At 64.6% G+C, this 16,240-nt stretch carries 15 protein-coding genes and 3 pseudogenes; 10 read left to right on the forward strand and 8 right to left on the reverse strand.

Annotated elements, in window-relative coordinates; all coding sequences use genetic code 11:
* The 3 genes and pseudogenes from ACLQI9_RS02635 to ACLQI9_RS02645 all read right to left on the reverse strand — a co-directional run.
* A pseudogene (locus ACLQI9_RS02635) lies at positions 1–418 on the reverse strand (type III polyketide synthase); the annotation flags it as partial.
* A gap of 2 nt (positions 419–420) precedes the next feature.
* Entirely contained in the window at positions 421–2,211 is a 1,791-nt protein-coding gene (locus ACLQI9_RS02640) for a fatty acyl-AMP ligase (RefSeq protein ID WP_442390931.1), read from the reverse strand.
* Complete coding sequence (locus ACLQI9_RS02645; protein ID WP_442379491.1) at positions 2,208–2,435, reverse strand: acyl carrier protein; 228 nt, start codon at positions 2,433–2,435, stop codon at positions 2,208–2,210. The genes ACLQI9_RS02640 and ACLQI9_RS02645 overlap by 4 nt, the downstream gene beginning before the upstream one ends.
* Positions 2,436–2,963: 528 nt before the next feature.
* On the opposite strand from ACLQI9_RS02645, the gene ACLQI9_RS02650 reads away from it, so the two are divergent.
* Positions 2,964–4,229, forward strand: a complete 1,266-nt coding sequence (locus tag ACLQI9_RS02650; RefSeq protein WP_442390933.1) for a glycosyltransferase — start codon at positions 2,964–2,966, stop codon at positions 4,227–4,229.
* A 248-nt stretch (positions 4,230–4,477) separates the two neighbouring features.
* On the opposite strand, the pseudogene ACLQI9_RS02655 reads toward ACLQI9_RS02650, so the two are convergent.
* A pseudogene (locus tag ACLQI9_RS02655) lies at positions 4,478–5,098 on the reverse strand (amidohydrolase family protein); the annotation flags it as partial.
* An 8-nt stretch (positions 5,099–5,106) separates the two neighbouring features.
* On the opposite strand from ACLQI9_RS02655, the pseudogene ACLQI9_RS02660 reads away from it, so the two are divergent.
* Positions 5,107–5,223: pseudogene (locus ACLQI9_RS02660) on the forward strand (DNA-binding response regulator); the annotation flags it as partial.
* Positions 5,224–5,243: 20 nt separating this feature from the next.
* Here the strand turns inward: ACLQI9_RS02660 and ACLQI9_RS02665 are convergent.
* Together ACLQI9_RS02665 and ACLQI9_RS02670 are read right to left on the reverse strand one after the other, a co-directional pair.
* On the reverse strand, positions 5,244–5,786 hold the full coding sequence (locus ACLQI9_RS02665; RefSeq protein WP_442379621.1) for a hypothetical protein: 543 nt from the start codon (positions 5,784–5,786) through the stop codon (positions 5,244–5,246).
* Positions 5,787–5,838: 52 nt separating this feature from the next.
* Complete coding sequence (locus ACLQI9_RS02670; protein WP_442379623.1) at positions 5,839–6,906, reverse strand: 2Fe-2S iron-sulfur cluster-binding protein; 1,068 nt, start codon at positions 6,904–6,906, stop codon at positions 5,839–5,841.
* A 155-nt stretch (positions 6,907–7,061) separates the two neighbouring features.
* Here ACLQI9_RS02670 and hsaA point away from each other — a divergent pair, with 155 nt between their 5' ends.
* From hsaA to ACLQI9_RS02710, 8 genes are all read left to right on the forward strand, one after another.
* Entirely contained in the window at positions 7,062–8,246 is a 1,185-nt protein-coding gene (hsaA, locus tag ACLQI9_RS02675) for a 3-hydroxy-9,10-secoandrosta-1,3,5(10)-triene-9,17-dione monooxygenase oxygenase subunit (RefSeq protein WP_442379495.1), read from the forward strand.
* 100 nt (positions 8,247–8,346) lie between these two features.
* Positions 8,347–9,219: a 4,5:9,10-diseco-3-hydroxy-5,9,17-trioxoandrosta-1(10),2-diene-4-oate hydrolase gene (gene hsaD / locus ACLQI9_RS02680; RefSeq protein WP_442379497.1), complete on the forward strand. Its 873-nt coding sequence runs from the start codon at positions 8,347–8,349 to the stop codon at positions 9,217–9,219.
* Positions 9,220–10,122, forward strand: coding sequence for an iron-dependent extradiol dioxygenase HsaC (hsaC, locus tag ACLQI9_RS02685; RefSeq protein ID WP_442379499.1), 903 nt, complete (start codon positions 9,220–9,222; stop codon positions 10,120–10,122).
* A gap of 37 nt (positions 10,123–10,159) precedes the next feature.
* The gene (hsaB, locus tag ACLQI9_RS02690; RefSeq protein WP_442379625.1) at positions 10,160–10,699 is read left to right on the forward strand and encodes a 3-hydroxy-9,10-secoandrosta-1,3,5(10)-triene-9,17-dione monooxygenase reductase subunit; all 540 of its coding nucleotides are present in this window, start codon (positions 10,160–10,162) and stop codon (positions 10,697–10,699) included.
* A 70-nt stretch (positions 10,700–10,769) separates the two neighbouring features.
* Positions 10,770–11,222 (forward strand): helix-turn-helix domain-containing protein, encoded by a 453-nt coding sequence (locus ACLQI9_RS02695; protein WP_442379501.1) that lies wholly within the window; start codon positions 10,770–10,772, stop codon positions 11,220–11,222.
* 10 nt (positions 11,223–11,232) lie between these two features.
* Positions 11,233–11,664 carry a VOC family protein gene (locus ACLQI9_RS02700; RefSeq protein ID WP_442379503.1) on the forward strand — a complete coding sequence of 144 codons (432 nt, stop codon included), beginning with the start codon at positions 11,233–11,235 and terminating at the stop codon, positions 11,662–11,664.
* 81 nt (positions 11,665–11,745) lie between these two features.
* Positions 11,746–13,347 carry an FMN-binding glutamate synthase family protein gene (locus tag ACLQI9_RS02705; RefSeq protein ID WP_442379505.1) on the forward strand — a complete coding sequence of 534 codons (1,602 nt, stop codon included), beginning with the start codon at positions 11,746–11,748 and terminating at the stop codon, positions 13,345–13,347.
* A 50-nt stretch (positions 13,348–13,397) separates the two neighbouring features.
* Positions 13,398–14,327, forward strand: coding sequence for a C1 family peptidase (locus tag ACLQI9_RS02710; protein ID WP_442379507.1), 930 nt, complete (start codon positions 13,398–13,400; stop codon positions 14,325–14,327).
* Between the two features lie 15 nt (positions 14,328–14,342).
* On the opposite strand, the gene ACLQI9_RS02715 is transcribed toward ACLQI9_RS02710, so the two are convergent.
* Both ACLQI9_RS02715 and ACLQI9_RS02720 read right to left on the reverse strand, forming a co-directional pair.
* The gene (locus tag ACLQI9_RS02715; RefSeq protein WP_442390935.1) at positions 14,343–15,611 is read right to left on the reverse strand and encodes a hypothetical protein; all 1,269 of its coding nucleotides are present in this window, start codon (positions 15,609–15,611) and stop codon (positions 14,343–14,345) included.
* A gap of 13 nt (positions 15,612–15,624) precedes the next feature.
* On the reverse strand, positions 15,625–16,068 hold the full coding sequence (locus tag ACLQI9_RS02720; RefSeq protein ID WP_442390937.1) for a YybH family protein: 444 nt from the start codon (positions 16,066–16,068) through the stop codon (positions 15,625–15,627).
* Positions 16,069–16,240: the final 172 nt, after the last annotated feature.

The raw sequence follows: 16,240 nt of genomic DNA on the forward strand, positions 1-16,240 counted from the left end.
GGCCGGGATTGATGTAACCGGTCGAGCAGGCCATCACGAAGCTGCCGACGCGGGCCTTATCGAAACCCTCGATCGCTTGGCTGATCGAACGCGAGGCCACATCTATGGCGGCATCGGCATGGGCTGCCATTCGGTCGCCGGTCAGCATGGTACAGACTTCCGGCAGCGTATCCGGATCCCACATGATGTGGCGCTTCTGCACTGCAGTCGACTCAACGATTCGCTGCCCGAACCGAACCTGCGGCGACATGTGCGCAAACAAGCGCTCCCAGCTCTCCTGCATGGTGATCTCAAACGGCGGATGCGCCGACGCGATGCCCAGCAGGGTGGGCCGCAGGCGCACGGCATTGGCCGTCCGGTGCGCCGGCGACGGCGCGCTTCCTGAGTGTGAATCAATGGTTGTGTCTGTCCGGTACATGGCTATCGTTCCCTACTGCTCGGTGTAAGCGACGGTGTGTTGTCCGCCCGCCGTGCGAACCTCGCGCGCGCGTGCGACAGCTCACCGTGGGCCGCGGCGGTCAGTAGCCTTGCGGCGGAGACCTTTTTGGGCGGCGAGAGCGTGCCTGCCAGCCACTGGGTGCGCGCCTCGCGCCGTCGCAGCTTTCCGCTGCTGGTGCGCGGCAGCGTGCCCGGCGCCAGCAGCTCCACGCGTGCGGGTCGGATCTGCGTGTGCTCCTGGACTCGCGACGCCACCTCGTCCGCCAGGGTCGAGGGGGCGTTGTTAGTAGTCTCGACGAGCATGGCCAGCGCCTCGTCATCCTGGCCAGCGGGGACGAATCCCACGGCGACGGCGCATCCGGTACGAACGCCGGGCAGCGACTCCAACGCTGCCTCGAATTCCTCGGGCGCGTGGTTCGCGCCGCGCACGACGATGATGTCTTTCTGGCGTCCGCACACAAAGAGCTCGCCGTCCTCGGTGAACCCCAGGTCGCCCGCATCCAGCCAGCCGTCGTGGATCGCCTGATCGGTCAGGTCGGTTCGGGCGAAGTAGCCGGCCATGACGCTGGGTCCGCGAACGAAGATGTGACCGACGCGGCCGGGAGGCAACGACACCCCGGCCGCGTCGCGGATCTCTACCTCCACACCGGCCAGCGGGCGGCCTACGCTCACCAGTTCTTTGGTGCCCGGTGCGACGACGCCGTCGAGGGCCAGTCTCTCGGCGTCCACGCCAAGGGTGCGAAACGAGGTGCCGGCCGGCTTGAACGTCACGGCCAACGAAGCCTCTGCCATCCCGTAGCACGGCGTAAGCGCCGACGCGCGCAACCCCCAGCGCGCGAATCGCTCCTCGAATCGCCGCTGTGCCGCGGAGCTGACTGCCTCCGCTCCATTGAGCGAGACCCGCCATGAAGACAAGTCGACCCCGTCGAGTTCCTCGTCGCGAATACGTTTCAGGCACAAACCGAAGGCGAAGTTGGGTGCCGCCGTGACCGTGCCCCGGTGTCGTGAGATGGCGCGGAGCCATGCACCCGGTACCGCGACGAACAGCTCCGGCGGCAGCAAGACCAACTTGCGCCGCATGTAGAACGCGCAGAGCAGGTTTCCGATCAATCCCATGTCGTGGTAGAGCGGCAGCCACGTGACGCCGACCCGGTTCGGCGCTCCCTCGTCTATGAGGTAGCCCTCAATCGCGGCAAGGTTCGACAGCAGATTTGCATGCGTTAACGCCACCGGTTTGGGGTCGTTGGTTGTGCCCGAGGAGAATTGGATCAATGCCACGTCGTCGGGGGCAACTTCGACCTCTTCCCGGTTCGGGCCGCCCAGGCCGGATGCCGTCACGCATCCCAGGCGAGGAGCCGAGTCCGCAACGGCGATCCCTAGAAAACGCCGGATGCGTTCGTCGGTGACGACCATGGCCGCATCGACCGCCTTCAGCATGGCCGCTGTCCGCCGGTGATACTCGTCGAGTTTGCCGAGCCGGAGCGGTGGATACAGCGGAACCGGGATGGCTCCCGCGCAAAGCGCGCCGAACAAGCACTCCACGAACTCCGGGCAGGTCGGCAGCACGAGCGCGACGCGATCGCCCTTGCGCACTCCGCGAGCCATCAGATCCGCAGCGATCGACAGCGCGCGCTCCCGCACGCGAGCCATCGGGACTTCATAGTCTTGCTCTTTCCGGTTGACGAAGAACAGGCTCACCTGAGTCTGCGCCGCCGCGGCGAGCATCTCGGTCAGAGTCGCATCCTTTGGACGGATCGCGGGAGCACCTCTCATGGTTGTTCCTCAACTCGCCGAACGACTAAAGCCGCTAGATCGCCGACGGTCCGCAGATCGTCCGCGTCCGCCTCGTCTAGGACGATGTCGTAGTGCTCTTCTATCTTGAAGACGAGTGACATGACCTTCAGCGAATCCAGCCCCTGACTCTGCAACGACGTATCGGCCGTGAGATCAGCGGCTGCCACGTCTTTTTCGACGAGGTCGATGATCTGCTGGGTCACAGCGTTAAGGGTTACGACGGAGTTTCTTATCGACATGTCCCCCAGTGTCGGGCACGAAACGTTCCGTGTCGGCACCGCTGGCAACCATATGGATTGGATGCCAGCACTACCTGCCACCCGCGACAATCGCCCCACGAGCAGTGAAAGCCGTTGTAAGAGAACGGCCGCGTCGCGCAGTTGAGTACTGCTTGCAGATAGTCGATGACGCGCTCGGTGTGCCAGCGCCCACGGGCAAAGCCGTCATCGCAGCCGCGCCGTAGCGCTCGAGCGGTACCAATTCTCGTACTGCGGTGGATACGTGTTCCGCCATCTCCGGTGACTGCTAACCGCTACTGTTCCCGATCGGCGGGACCCAAGGTGAACACCGTTCTTCTATAATGGCTTTCATTGGTCTCGAGGGATTTGCAGCGGCTGGCCGTAGTGCTGGCACCCAATCCATATGGTTGCCATCGGTACCGACACGGAACCGTTCATACCCAACAATGTGAGGTGCCAGATGCTCAAGCTCCAAGAGAAGACGTGAAAACAATGGCAACGATCTTGGCCTACACTTCGCCGGCACTCGGCCATCTGTTCCCGTTCAGCGCCCTCCTGCTGGAATTGTCCGCCCGCGGCCACGAGATTCATCTTCGGACCTTATCCACGGGTGTGGAGATGGGGCGAAAGCTGGGTTTCACCACCGACATCATCGATCCGCGAATCGAGGCGATCGCCAACGATGACTGGAAGGCTTCAAATCCTCGCGGCGCCCTGAAGAGGGCGGTGGACGTGTTCTGCCGACGCGCCGCCTACGAAGTCGCCGACTTCGCCGATGCGGTCGAGCGAACGCGCCCCGACGCGTTGCTCGTCGACGTGAATTGCTGGGGTGCGCTGTCGGTCGCCGACGCGCGTGACATTCCGTGGGCATGTTTCTCCCCCTATACGCCGGCTCTGCAATCACGTGGAGTGCCGCCTTTCGGACTGGGTCTGGCTCCACTACCGGGCCTGCGCGGCCGGCTCCGCGACGCCGCGCTGCGGCCGATCGCGATCGGCATGATGGAGAGGGCGGTGTTGCCGGCAGGCAACAAGATTCGTGCGATCGCCGGTGCGCCGCCGGTTGCTTCGGCGGATGAATTCATGCGACGGGCCCCGCTGATGCTGGTGGCAAGTGGGAAGCCGTTCGAATATCCGCAGACTGACTGGGGCGATGCCATACAGATGATCGGCCCCTGCATGTTCGAACCGGCCATGGATACTGTTCCCGACTGGCTCGCGGCGATTGACCGGCCGATCGTCCTTGTCACAACGTCATCGCAGCAGCAGGCCGATGAAAAGCTCGTCAAGACCGCGATGACCGCGCTCGCGGACGAGCCGGTACACGTGGTTGCGACACTACCCGCCGGGCTACCAAGCGACATCGCACTGACACAGAACGCGACAGTGGTCCAGTTCGTACCGCACGGCCCCGTATTGGACCGCGCGGTGTGCGCTATCACCCACGGTGGCATGGGCGGCACCCAAAAGGCCCTCGCCCGAGGGGTTCCGGTGTGCGTGGTGCCATTTGGGCGCGACCAATTCGAGGTTGCGCGGCGGGCAGAGGTGGCGCGCTGCGGAACCCGTCTACCGGCGAAGAAGCTGACGGCGGCTCGGCTGTCGGCTAAAGTTCGACAGGCGATGACCATGACAGACGGTGCACGACGGGTCGCGGCGGGTTTCGCAGCGACCGGCGGGGTCGCCCGAGGCGCCGACCTCATCGAGCAGCGCGTGCTCAGAAGCGCGTTCAGCTTCAGTACATCAGCCGGCGTGAACGCGTGACTGAGATCGGCACGCTGCCCATACGGTCGTTGTGATTCGACACCGAATCACAGCGTGATCCGGGAGTCGGAACACATGGCACCAGGGACGATCCTCGACTCGTGCTGATCGCGGTTGCGGCGTTGACCCCACAAGTGACTGACGATAATCAACCCAACTGCTCGATCGACGAGTCGGCCCAATGCGCGTTAGACCAGTGAAGCCAGCCGCGAATGACCAATTCCGACCATTTACATAGTTCTACGTTGTTACCTGGTGGTGATGAGTCGAGCGATTCCGCGCATTACCGCCCGGCTTGCGACGTGGCGGGCGGTCTCGATGTGCGATCTGGGCGCGGGAAGCGCCGTGCCCAATCGAGGGAACAGTGCGAGGGCGTTGTGATGGTCGATGGCGTCGCGCGTTTCGGCGTTCATGCGCGAGTAGGTTTCCAGTCCGGCGGCAAAGAGCTTGGCCGCGGCGATGGGTGCAAACGGCCAGTCGGACCCGAAGGTAATGTGTCCGGGTTTGGCGAAGGCAAGCAGCGTGGGTAACGCAGCGGCGCTGGACGAGAGTGCGGTGTCGAAGTAGAAGCCGGCGAAGTCGTCGAGGCTATCGGCGGGGCTGCGGCCGGTGTCGCCCGTAATCGCCACCGCCATGCGGTGACTGGCGTAGGGGACGAACCCGCCGGCGTGGCTGAGGATGAATCGGATGTTCGGATACTTGCGACGGATGCCATTTCGCACCAACAGGTACGCCGCGCGAGTGGTGTCAAGCAGGAAGTCAGCGGCAAACGGCGCGACACCGGGCACGGTCGGGCCGGGCAGATCGGCGGGATGGATGAACACCACCGCCGAACGCTGCTCCAGGGCGGAGAACAGGTCGTCCTGGCCCTGTGGCTACCGAAGGCACCGTCGAGAAGCACGTGCGAAGCATTCTGAGCAAGCTGAACCTGCCCGAGACCGCTGACGATCACCGCCGCGTCCGAGCGGTGATCACTTTTCTCGAGTCTCGTTGACAACGCCACGCAATGGTCGCTCAGGAGAAGTTGGCTTGTGCGCAGGTGCTCGGTGAGGTGATATTGACCCCGCTGTAGACCACCTGGATGTGCGTGCAGGCGATGACGTTGACGTCAAGACGAGGTTGCCCGGTCCGCCAGTCCGTCGAGTCGATCCGGCCGACGGTTTGATACTTCTCCAGCGGACCTTCACCCATGTTGATCGTGGTGACTTCGTCGGAACCGCCGTCTTTGTTGACCCGGTCGTATTGGGCGGTGGCGTGCACGTCCAGGTACGCCAGTCGGTCGGTGGGGCGGATCGTGGTGCTCTGCCGCGACCACAGATCGTTTGGGAACCCGGTCACGCCGTCGGCTGTCTTCCGGTCGGCCCCCACGGTGAAGTCGCAGCTGCCGTTCGCGTGATGGCAATCGAGCCGGGCGTAGGTCTCCAACTGGTTCGGCCCGTCGAGCGGAAACGTCGTGGTGGCATTGTTGCTGGCGGCTGACGAATCCGCAGGATCGACGAGAGACGACGAAGCCAGCACCAAACCGACGCCCGCCACCGCCGCCGCCAGCCGCATCATCGCCATTGCCCTTCGCTTCCCTCGCGCAGCCTGAGCGGAACTTACGCTGCGGCTACTCGTCGTAGGTAACTTCGACCGAATCGGTTTCCGGGTGAGACTGGCAGGCCAGGATCAGCCCGTCGTCGAGGTCCTGCTGTTCCAACACGTCGTTGACCTCCATGCTCACTTTGCCGCCGCGCAGGGTGGTGGCGCAGGCGCCGCAGTGGCCCTCACGGCAGGAGAAAGGCGCGTCCAGGCCGGCGTCCAGGAGCACGTCCAGCAGCTTGGCCCCGCGCGGCCACGACACGGTATGTGTCTGCCCGTCCAGCTCGACCACCGCGGTCGCAGGTGGCTCGTCGCCGGCGTCCTTGACCTTCACCGCGGCGAACGGATCGGTTTCCAGCGACCGGAAGACCTCGATATGTACTTGCTGCGCAGGCACATTCAGCGCTTCGAGGGCTTCGCGTGCAGCCGCCATGAATGGCCCGGGCCCGCAGATGAAGGCCTGCCGGTCGGTGAAAGGGGAGGCCAGTTGGGCCAGCGCGGTGGCCGATGGCAGTCCTTGCAACGACTCCAGCCAGTGCACCACGGTCAGCCGGTCGGGGTATTTGGCGGCGAGCTCACGCAGGGCGTCGCCGAAGATCACCGAGCGCTCGTCGCGGTTGGCGTAGAGCAATACCACCTGCCCGCTGCCCTCGGACAGCGCCGATTTGCAGATCGACATGACGGGCGTGATCCCGCTGCCGGCGGCGAGCAGCAGGAAGTCGTCGTCGAGCGTCTTGGGCACGAAGGTGCCCGACGGAGCCAGCACGTGAATCCGCATGCCGGGATGGGCGTGGTCGCACAGCCAGTTCGACGCGTACCCGTCGGCGGTCCGCTTGACGGTGACCGTGAGCGCGTCGTCGGTGAACGGCGAGCTGCACAACGAATAGCAGCGCGCGACCGATCCGGTGCGATCGCTGGGCACTCGCAGTGTCAGAAACTGGCCGGGCGCATACCGCAGCCGGTCGCCAGGGATCTCGGCACCGTCCGGGACCCCGAAGACCAGCGACCGCGCTTCGTCGGTCTCGGCGAGAACATCGGCGACCTCCAGTTCAAGGACATGGCTGCCGAGCGGCTCGTCGGGAACCCCATCGGTCACGACTTCCGGCACTGCGAAGTCCTCTCCTCTATCATAACTAGAACAGGTTACAGAAAACTCGATTGATGGCGCTACCAGTCGCAGGAATAGCGTGCTCGACACAAATCGGAACGTGTTCTAGTCTCTGTCTAAGTGAGGCACCTATGGAGGAACCCGTGACGTCCATTGAACAACGTGACGCCCAGTCGGTCCTAGACGGCATCGACGAGCTGCTGCCCAAATTGCGGCAGCGGGCACAGGAGACCGAAGACCTGCGCCGGTTGCCGGACGACACGGTGAGCGAGCTTCAGGAAATCGGTTTCTTCCGGCTGCTGCAGCCCAAGCAGTGGGACGGTCTGGAATGTGACCCCGCGCTGTTCTACGAGGCGGCTCGTCGCCTGGCCAGTGCTTGTGGGTCTACCGGCTGGGTGAGCTCGATCATCGGCGTGCACAACTGGCACCTGGCGCTGTTCGACCAGCAGGCCCAAGAGGAGGTGTGGGGCGAGGACACCAATGTGCGGATTTCGTCGTCGTACGCCCCGATGGGTGCGGGCGTCGTGGTCGACGGTGGCTATCTGGTCAGCGGCTCGTGGAACTGGTCGTCGGGCTGTGACCACGCGACGTGGGCATTTCTCGGTGGCCCGGTCATCAAGGACGGCCGGCCGGTGGACTTCGGCAGCTTTTTGATCCCGCGCAGCGAGTACCGCATCGACGACGTCTGGCATGTCGTTGGCCTGCGCGGCACCGGCAGCAACACCGTCATCGTCAAGGACGTCTTCGTACCCCGGCACCGGTTCTTGTCGTACAAGGCGATGAATGACGGCACCGCGGGCGGCTATCAGACCAACACCGCTCCGGTTTACAAAATGCCTTGGGGCACCATGCATCCCACTACCATTTCGGCGCCGATCGTCGGCATGGCTTACGGCGCGTACGACGCGCATGTGGAGCACCAGGGCAAGCGGGTGCGCGCGGCGTTCGCCGGGGAGAAGGCCAAGGACGACCCGTTCGCCAAGGTTCGTATCGCTGAGGCGGCCAGCGACATCGACGCGGCCTGGCGCCAGTTGAGCGGCAACGTTGCCGACGAGTACACGCTGCTGTCCGCCGGCAAGGAGATCCCGTTCGACCTGCGCGCCCGCGCCCGCCGCGATCAGGTGCGTGCCACCGGGCGCGCGATCGCTTCGATCGACCGCCTGTTCGAGGCTTCCGGGGCCACAGCGCTGGCCAATGACACACCGGTGCAACGTTTCTGGCGCGACGCACACGCCGGCCGGGTGCACGCGGCCAACGACCCCGAGCGGGCGTACGTGATCTTCGGTAACCACGAGTTCGGGCTGCCGCCCGGCGACACCATGGTTTAGGTATGACCGCGCCGGCGACGATGCAGATTGGAGTAGCGATGAGGTGGGGGCACGCCCCCAGAGGGGGGACCCCCACCCGCTTGAGAAGGGGCGGCGCCAGGTGACCGCGACTGATGAGCTGACCTTCGAGTCGACCTCGCGGTTCGTCGAGGTCGACGTCGACGGACCGCTGAAGCTGCACTATCACGAAGCGGGCGTCGGCAACGACCAGACGGTGGTACTGCTGCACGGGGGCGGTCCCGGAGCGGCGAGCTGGACGAACTTCTCGCGCAACATTCCGGTGTTGGCCGAGCGTTTTCACGTGCTGGCCGTTGATCAGCCTGGCTACGGCCATTCCGACAAACGCGCCGAACACGGCCAGTTCAATCACTATGCGGCTAGGGCTCTCAAAGGGCTCTTCGACCAACTCGGTCTGGGACGCGTTCCGCTGGTGGGCAATTCATTGGGTGGAGGCACCGCCGTCCGGTTCGCGCTGGACTACCCGGACCACGCCGGACGCCTGGTGCTGATGGGTCCCGGCGGGCTGAGCATCAACCTGTTTGCGCCTGATCCGACCGAGGGCGTCAAGCGGCTTGGGAAATTCTCCATCGAGCCGACCCGAGAAAATCTCGAGGCGTTCCTGCGGGTGATGGTCTACAACCAGAAGCTGATCACCCCGGAGCTTGTTGATGAGCGTTTCGCGTTGGCCAGCACGCCGGAGTCACTGGCCGCGACGATGGCGATGGGAAAGTCGTTCGCTGGGGCTGATTTCGAACTCGGCATGATGTGGCGCGAGGTCCACCGGCTGCGTCAGCCGGTGCTGTTGATCTGGGGCCGCGAAGATCGGGTCAACCCGCTCGACGGCGCGCTGGTCGCGCTGAAGACCATCCCGCGGGCGCAGCTGCACGTGTTCGGGCAGTGTGGACACTGGGCGCAGGTGGAGAAGTTCGACGAGTTCAACAAGCTGACCATTGATTTCCTGGGAGGTGCGTAAATGAGCATCCGTTCGCTGGGCTACCTGCGCATCGAGGCCACCGATGTGGCGGCGTGGCGGGAATACGGCCTGAAAGTCCTCGGCATGATCGAGGGCAGTGGAACCACCGACGGCGCGCTGTACCTGCGCATGGACGATTTCCCGGCCCGGTTGGTGATCGTGCCGGGCGAGCACGACCGGCTATCGGAGTCTGGTTGGGAATGCGCGAATGCCGAAGGCCTGCAGGAAATCCGGAATCGACTCGACGTCGAGGGCACGCCGTGCAAGGAGGGCACCGCCGCTGAGCTGGTCGATCGGCGGGTAGACGAGATGATCCTATTCTCCGATCCCTCGGGGAATCGCCTGGAGGTGTTCCACGGCGCCGCGCTCGAGCACCGCCGCGTCGTCAGCCCGTATGGGCACAAGTTCGTCACCGGTGAACAGGGCCTGGGACATGTGGTGCTGTCCACCCGCGACGACGCCGAGGCGCTGCACTTTTACCGCGATGTGCTCGGCTTCAAGCTGCGCGACTCGATGCGGCTGCCGCCGCAGTTGGTGGGCCGCCCCGCCGACGGGCCGCCAGCGTGGCTGCGCTTCTTTGGCTGCAACCCGCGCCATCACAGCCTGGCCTTCATGCCGGCACCAACGCCCAGTGGGATCGTGCACCTGATGATGGAGGTCGGGGAGGCCGACGACGTCGGTCTGTGCCTGGATCGCGCATTGCGCCGCAAGGTGCCTATGTCGGCCACCCTGGGTCGGCACGTCAACGACCTGATGTTGTCCTTCTACATGAAGACACCTGGTGGGTTCGATGTCGAATTCGGTTGTGAGGGCAGGAAAGTCGACGATGACGACTGGATCGCCAGGGAAAGCACCGCTGTGAGCCTGTGGGGCCACGACTTCACCATCGGCTTCAAAAGCTAGCCTCAACACTGTGTCTGCTGCGCCGATAGACCCGCGAATGTTCCGCAGCGTGCTGGGTCAGTTCTGCACCGGGATCACGATCATCACCACCGTGCACGACGACGTCCCGGTCGGTTTCGCCTGTCAGTCGTTCGCGGCGCTGTCGCTCGAGCCGCCGCTGGTGCTGTTCTGCCCCACCAAGGTCTCGCGCTCATGGAAAGCCATCGAGGCCACCGGGAAGTTCTGCGTTAACGTGTTGACCGAGAGCCAAAAGGATGTGTCGGCGCGGTTCGGCTCCAAGGAACCGGACAAGTTCGCCGGTATCGACTGGAGCGCTTCGCCTTCGGGTTCGCCAGTCATCGACGGATCGTTGGCGTACATCGACTGCACGGTGGCGTCAGTGCACGACGGCGGCGACCATTTCGTGGTGTTCGGCTCGGTGCAGTCCCTTTCGGAGGTGCCCAAGATCAAGCCACGGCCATTGCTGTTCTACCGCGGCGATTACACCGGCATCGAGCCGGACAAGACCACGCCGGCGCAGTGGCGTGACGACCTCGAGGCGTTCCTGACGACGACCACTCAGGACACCTGGCTGTAGCGGATTTGCGCCGAATGTATGACGGAGCTGGCTTAATGGCCTACCTCCCGCGAGAGGCGATACTGATTTCATGCCGCAGGTGCCCCCCGCCCGTTATCTACTGAGGGCGAAGGATTTCGTCGACGCGCGCTACGGGGAGCCGATCACCGTGGCGGACCTGGCTGCGGCGGCGGGGTTGTCGCGGGCGCATTTCAGCCGGATGTTCACCAAGACGTTCGGCGAGTCGCCTCGCGCCTATCTTCAGAGCCGCCGGCTGGAGCGGGCGGCGGCGTTGCTGCGTTACACCGACCGCTCGGTGGCCGAGATCTGCGTGATGGTCGGGCTGCAGAGCATCGGATCGTTCACGACTAGCTTCGCGCGGGTGTTCGGCAAGCCCCCGGCGGCATACCGGGCGAGCATGCCGCCGGCCTCGGTGCACGCCCGGGTGCCGAGCTGCATTCTGCAGCGCGACACGCGGCCGGCGCGGGATAGTCGCATCAAGACAGCACACGGGGAGAAGACGGGCGGGCGCGGCGGACCGTAGCGTCGGCCTCATGTTGAAGATCGCCAGCGCCCACCTGTGGGTGCATGACCAAGAAGTCTCGTTGAAATACTGGACCGAAAAGGTGGGCATGGAGGTCCGCCAGGATGTCAGGCTGCCCGAATTGGGCTTCCGGTGGCTTACCGTCGGCCCGCCCGGCCAGGACGACGTGTCGATCGTGCTGATGGCGGTCCCGGGCCCACCGGTGATGGATGACGCCACCCGGAAACAGGTGATGGAGGTCGTCGCAAAGGGCTTCGCGGGCACCGTATTCCTCACGACCGGCAACTGCCAGGCCACCTACGAGCAACTCAAGGCTCGCGGCGTGGAGTTCACCGAGGTGCCGCATGAAATGCCATATGGCATTGACTCCGGGTTCCGCGACCCGTCCGGCAACAGCGTGCGGCTGACGCAAGTGACCATGGTCCCCGACCACGCTGGCTGACGGCGTACGGATTCCGGCGTCATATTTCGCGCTAACGCTACGCTCTGCGATGAAGATCCTGCTGCAGGAGACGGGGCTGCGTTGATCCGGTTTGGCTTTGTCGCATTGTTGACGGCTCTTGCGGCGGCATTGCTGTCCTTGGCCGTCGTGGGGCCATGGGGCTGGTGGATTCCCGCAACGGTGGTCGCGGTCGTCGCGGCCGTGGGCGTCTACGACCTGGTGCAGCGTAACCACTCGGTGCTGCGCAACTACCCGGTCCTGGGGCATATGCGGTTTCTGCTGGAGGCGCTGCGCCCCGAAATGCAGCAGTACTTCATCGAGCGCAACTTCGACGGCCGCCCCTTCGACCGTGACGTCCGCTCGTTGATCTACGAGCGGGCGAAGGGCACCGCCGCCGAAGTGGCTTTCGGTACCGAGCGCGACATCGACCAGGTCGGCTACGAGTATCTGGTGCATTCGGCGCGCCCGGTTGATCCCCCTGACGAGCCGTTCCGGGTGCGAGTCGGTGGGCCCGATTGCGCGCGACCGTATGACATGGCGCTGATGAACGTCTCGGCGATGAGCTTCGGCGCGCTGTCGGCCAACGCCCTCCGCGCGCTGAACAACGGCGCCCGCAAGGGCCGGTTCGCCCACGACACGGGCGAAGGGGGGCTGACTCCGTATCATCTCGGCGGCGCCGACGTGGTGTGGGAGATCGGCTCCGGCTACTTCGGCGCTCGCGCAGCAGACGGCACGTTCGATCCGGATCGGTTCGCGGACAAGGCGGCTCACGATCTGGTGAAGTGCGTTTCGATCAAGTTGAGCCAGGGCGCCAAGCCCGGCATCGGTGGCGTACTCCCCGCCGCGAAGGTCAGCAAGGAGATCGCCGAGTATCGAGGCGTGCCGGTCGGCCAGAAGTGCGTCAGCCCGGCGTCGCATTCAGCGTTTCACACCCCGCGCGAACTGATCATGTTCGTCGCGAAGCTGCGTGAATTGGCTGGCGGGAAACCGGTCGGCTTCAAGCTGTGTGTCGGCTCCCGGGTCGACGTGCTGGCGGTCTGCAAGGCGATGCTCGCCGAAGGGGTGACGCCCGACTTCATCATCGTCGACGGAGCCGAAGGTGGAACCGCCGCGGCGCCGCTGGAATACGAGGACAACGTCGGCCTTCCGCTCACCGACGGGTTGATGACCGTGCACAACGCCTTGGTGGGAACGGGGCTGCGGGACAGGATACGGATCGGGGCGAGCGGCAAGGTCGCCTCCGGAAACGACATCATCAAGCGCCTGATCCAAGGCGCGGACTACACCAACTCGGCCCGATCCATGATGATGGCGGTGGGCTGCATTCAATCTCAGCGGTGCCACACCAACCACTGCCCGGTCGGCGTCGCAACCCAGGACCCGTATCGGGCCCGCGCTCTCGACGTCGCCGACAAGAGCGAACGCGTGTACCGCTACCAGCGGGCCACCGTCGCCCAGGCCATGCGGATGATGGGCTCGATGGGCGTCTCCGACCCGTCGATGCTCAACCCACACATGCTGCGCAAGCGCGTATCGGCCACCTCGCAACGTTCGTACGCGGAGCTTTACGAATGGCTGGCCCCGGGAGCGCTGCTCGACCATGCGCCGGCCACGTGGCGGTCGGATTGGGAAGTCGCCGACCCGGACTCGTTCAGTCCCGTCGGCCGCGGGCTCAGCGCGTAGGTGGTTTCGGTGTTGGCGTCCTGGAACATCTCGCGACCCAGGGGAAACTCATGAACGCACGGTTCGACAGGCGCTCGATACTCGCGCTCGCGGCTACCGGCGCCGTGGGGCTGGCGCTTCCCTCCTGCTTCAGCGAAGCGAAAGGCTACGAGCCGGACGAGCTCACCGAATATGGATACGATCCAGACGTTCCCGAGCCGGGCACAGTGGAGGCGCCGGGGCGCCTCGCGAAAGTACCGCCGGCCGCGTCCGTTCGGGCCGAGTGGTTACCTCCGGTTGGTCGGCAGACCATGCCGAACTGTTTCGTATGGGCCTCCGTATACGGCCTGGCCACGTTCTACGCGGCCCGCAAAAGCCAGACACCGCCGACCAGCCCCGCCCGGCAGGCCGGCCCCGGCTACGCCTACATTCGATCGGAAACCGCAAACAACATCGCCGCCAAAACCTGCCAAGGCGGCCAAATCACCAAGTGTCTCAGCTGGCTTCAATCCAATGGTGGCACTCCGTCGCTGGCTGCGGCCCCCAACTACTTGAGGCGGGGATCCACAACATCGTGCCACGTGAACTGGTCGGGGTATGGTTCGCGGACCATCCCACCGGATCCGAGCTTCCACATTCCCGACTACAAGATGACAACGATCACCGGGCAGGGCGGATTGAACAATCTGCGTACCGTCATCGCGTCCGGCGTGCCAATCGCTTACGGTACGTCGCTCTACACAGACTTCGCGCGCTACCACGGCTCACCGTCGCCCTACGTTGGTAATGGACAGTGGGCGCAGAACCGCAACGGCAAGAAAGTCGGCCACGTGATGCTCATCGTCGGCTACAACGACGCATACACGACGACAACCGGTGCGGTTCGGGTTCAGAACAGTTTCGGAACAGGGTGGGGCGATAACGGATTCGTGTGGATCGCTTATAACGCTCTCGAATCAATGGCACAGGGGCGAGGGGTGTACGTACCGGCGTCTGCCTGACGCTGCGCGTGCGCGTTAATGCCAGCGGCCCTGGTGATCGGCGTGCGTGGGCAGGTAGGCGCCCGCGCCGAAGAACTCGTCGTAGAAGTCAACGTCGAGATGTTGCGCCTGCAGGTACATCAGCACGTGCACGGTCGGCACGGTGCCGGGCAGCTTTCCGAAGGCATCGTAGATGTAGGACGCTTCGACCGTGACGAGCTCCTGAATGCCGTCCGGCGGCAGCGCGGAGGCGCGCACCTTCGGCGTATCCGACCATGGCCCTTGGGTATCGGGGTGAAACGGCCCGCCTGGACCGTATTTTCGCGTGACCAGCTTGTCCACCCCGGCCGCTACCGACGGCACATGCGGTGGGCTGAGCGTCTCGAAGTATCCGGGCAGCCCGGTGACGTTGGGGAAGGGCCAGCGCTCGTCGTCGTCGGCGACGAAGCCCAGCCCGGGTGCGCTCGGGTCGCCGGAGCCACCCAACACCGACAACCGATTGAGCCCGTCGTAGGTCCAGCCGCCGAGACCTATTGCCTGCAGCGCCAGCACTCCGTTGTTGGTGGCGATCGCGAGTTCCGCGCTCGTCTCGGTGAGCGTGTACTGCTCGACGAACGACAACGGGATCGGGTCATCGGCGTGGGGTAGCGCGGAAAACCGTTCCAGGCCAGCGATGTTGCGGCCGCTGATGTCATCGAAGATCGGGTAGCCGTTGGCCGCGAAGAACCACAGGTTTTCCATCAAGTGTTCGGCGAGATCGGCTACCGGGAATGCCAGCAGGCTGCCCGGATGGTTGCCAATCCAGATGTTGTGGCCCTCCATGTGCGGTTCCGCGCGAGGCAGTTCGAGACGTGTATCCGAGATACGCACATAGGACTCGGCGGTGTGACTGATCCACTCCTCGATGCTGTCGAACTCGCGCGGATGCTCATCACGGCTGGGCAGCAGATAGGTTCCGGTGTCGTCAGTGAAGAACAGCTGGCTGGTGTGGAAGCCTGCGGCCGACGGGAACGTTCGACCCGTCGCGCTGCCCGAGTAGTTGGGAAACAAGGGCGCATAGCTAGGGTTGTGGGTGATGCCGAAGTTCCAACCGGTGACGCCGCCGGTGGCCGAAACCAGCAGTGCACGTTCGACTTCCGACAACGGCTGCACCGGTCGACGGCTGGTATAGGCCAGTGCTCCGGCAGGGATCTGGCCGCCGACCGGGAATCGGCGCGATCGTCGCCCGGTGATTGCGGCGAACAGTGGGAAGTTCGCAAGCTCGGCCAGCGCGGCCCGCTCGTGATCGGAAATAGCCAGGCTCACCGTGCCGGCTTCCTCATTGCGCGTAGGTGGTTTCGGTGTTGGCGTCCTGGAACATCTCCGACACGATGACCCACGATCCGTCGGCCTGACGCTGCAATGCGCGAAGCGAGAAGTTGTCCCGGTCAAGCGTTCCGCCGCCGACCAGCCCCTGACCTTTGATCCGCAGGTGTGCTGACACCAGAACGACCTCGGGTGTCAGCACCCGGAAACTGGTCTCGGGCGGCCCCTCGGGTTCGCCGCGGTTGAAGTTGTCATCGGCGAACAAGCCCCTGAGGTAGTCGACGATGTCCTCGCGCCCGCGTTTGACCGTGCCGAAGGCGTTGACCCAGTCGGCGTCGTCGGAATACACCGCGTGCAGCGCCTCCGCATCGCGGTCGCGGAAACCTTTCAGCAACGTCAGAAGTGTTTTGCCGATCGCCTGCTGATCATCGGCCGGCAGATCCGAGAAGTCGGTCATGTCGGGATGCTAGGCGCCGCGGTGAACTTTTGGTCGAGGTATCGCGTGGTAGCAGCAGTAGGTTCTAGAGAGGTTTGTGAGATGAGTCCGCTGCTGATGGTCTACTTCTCGGTCGGCACACCGTTCGCCGGATATGGCCTATTGAGGCTGCAGGCACGGCTCGAGCGGTGGG

Source organism: Mycobacterium sp., from assembly GCF_052143115.1.
Lineage (GTDB): Bacteria > Actinomycetota > Actinomycetes > Mycobacteriales > Mycobacteriaceae > Mycobacterium.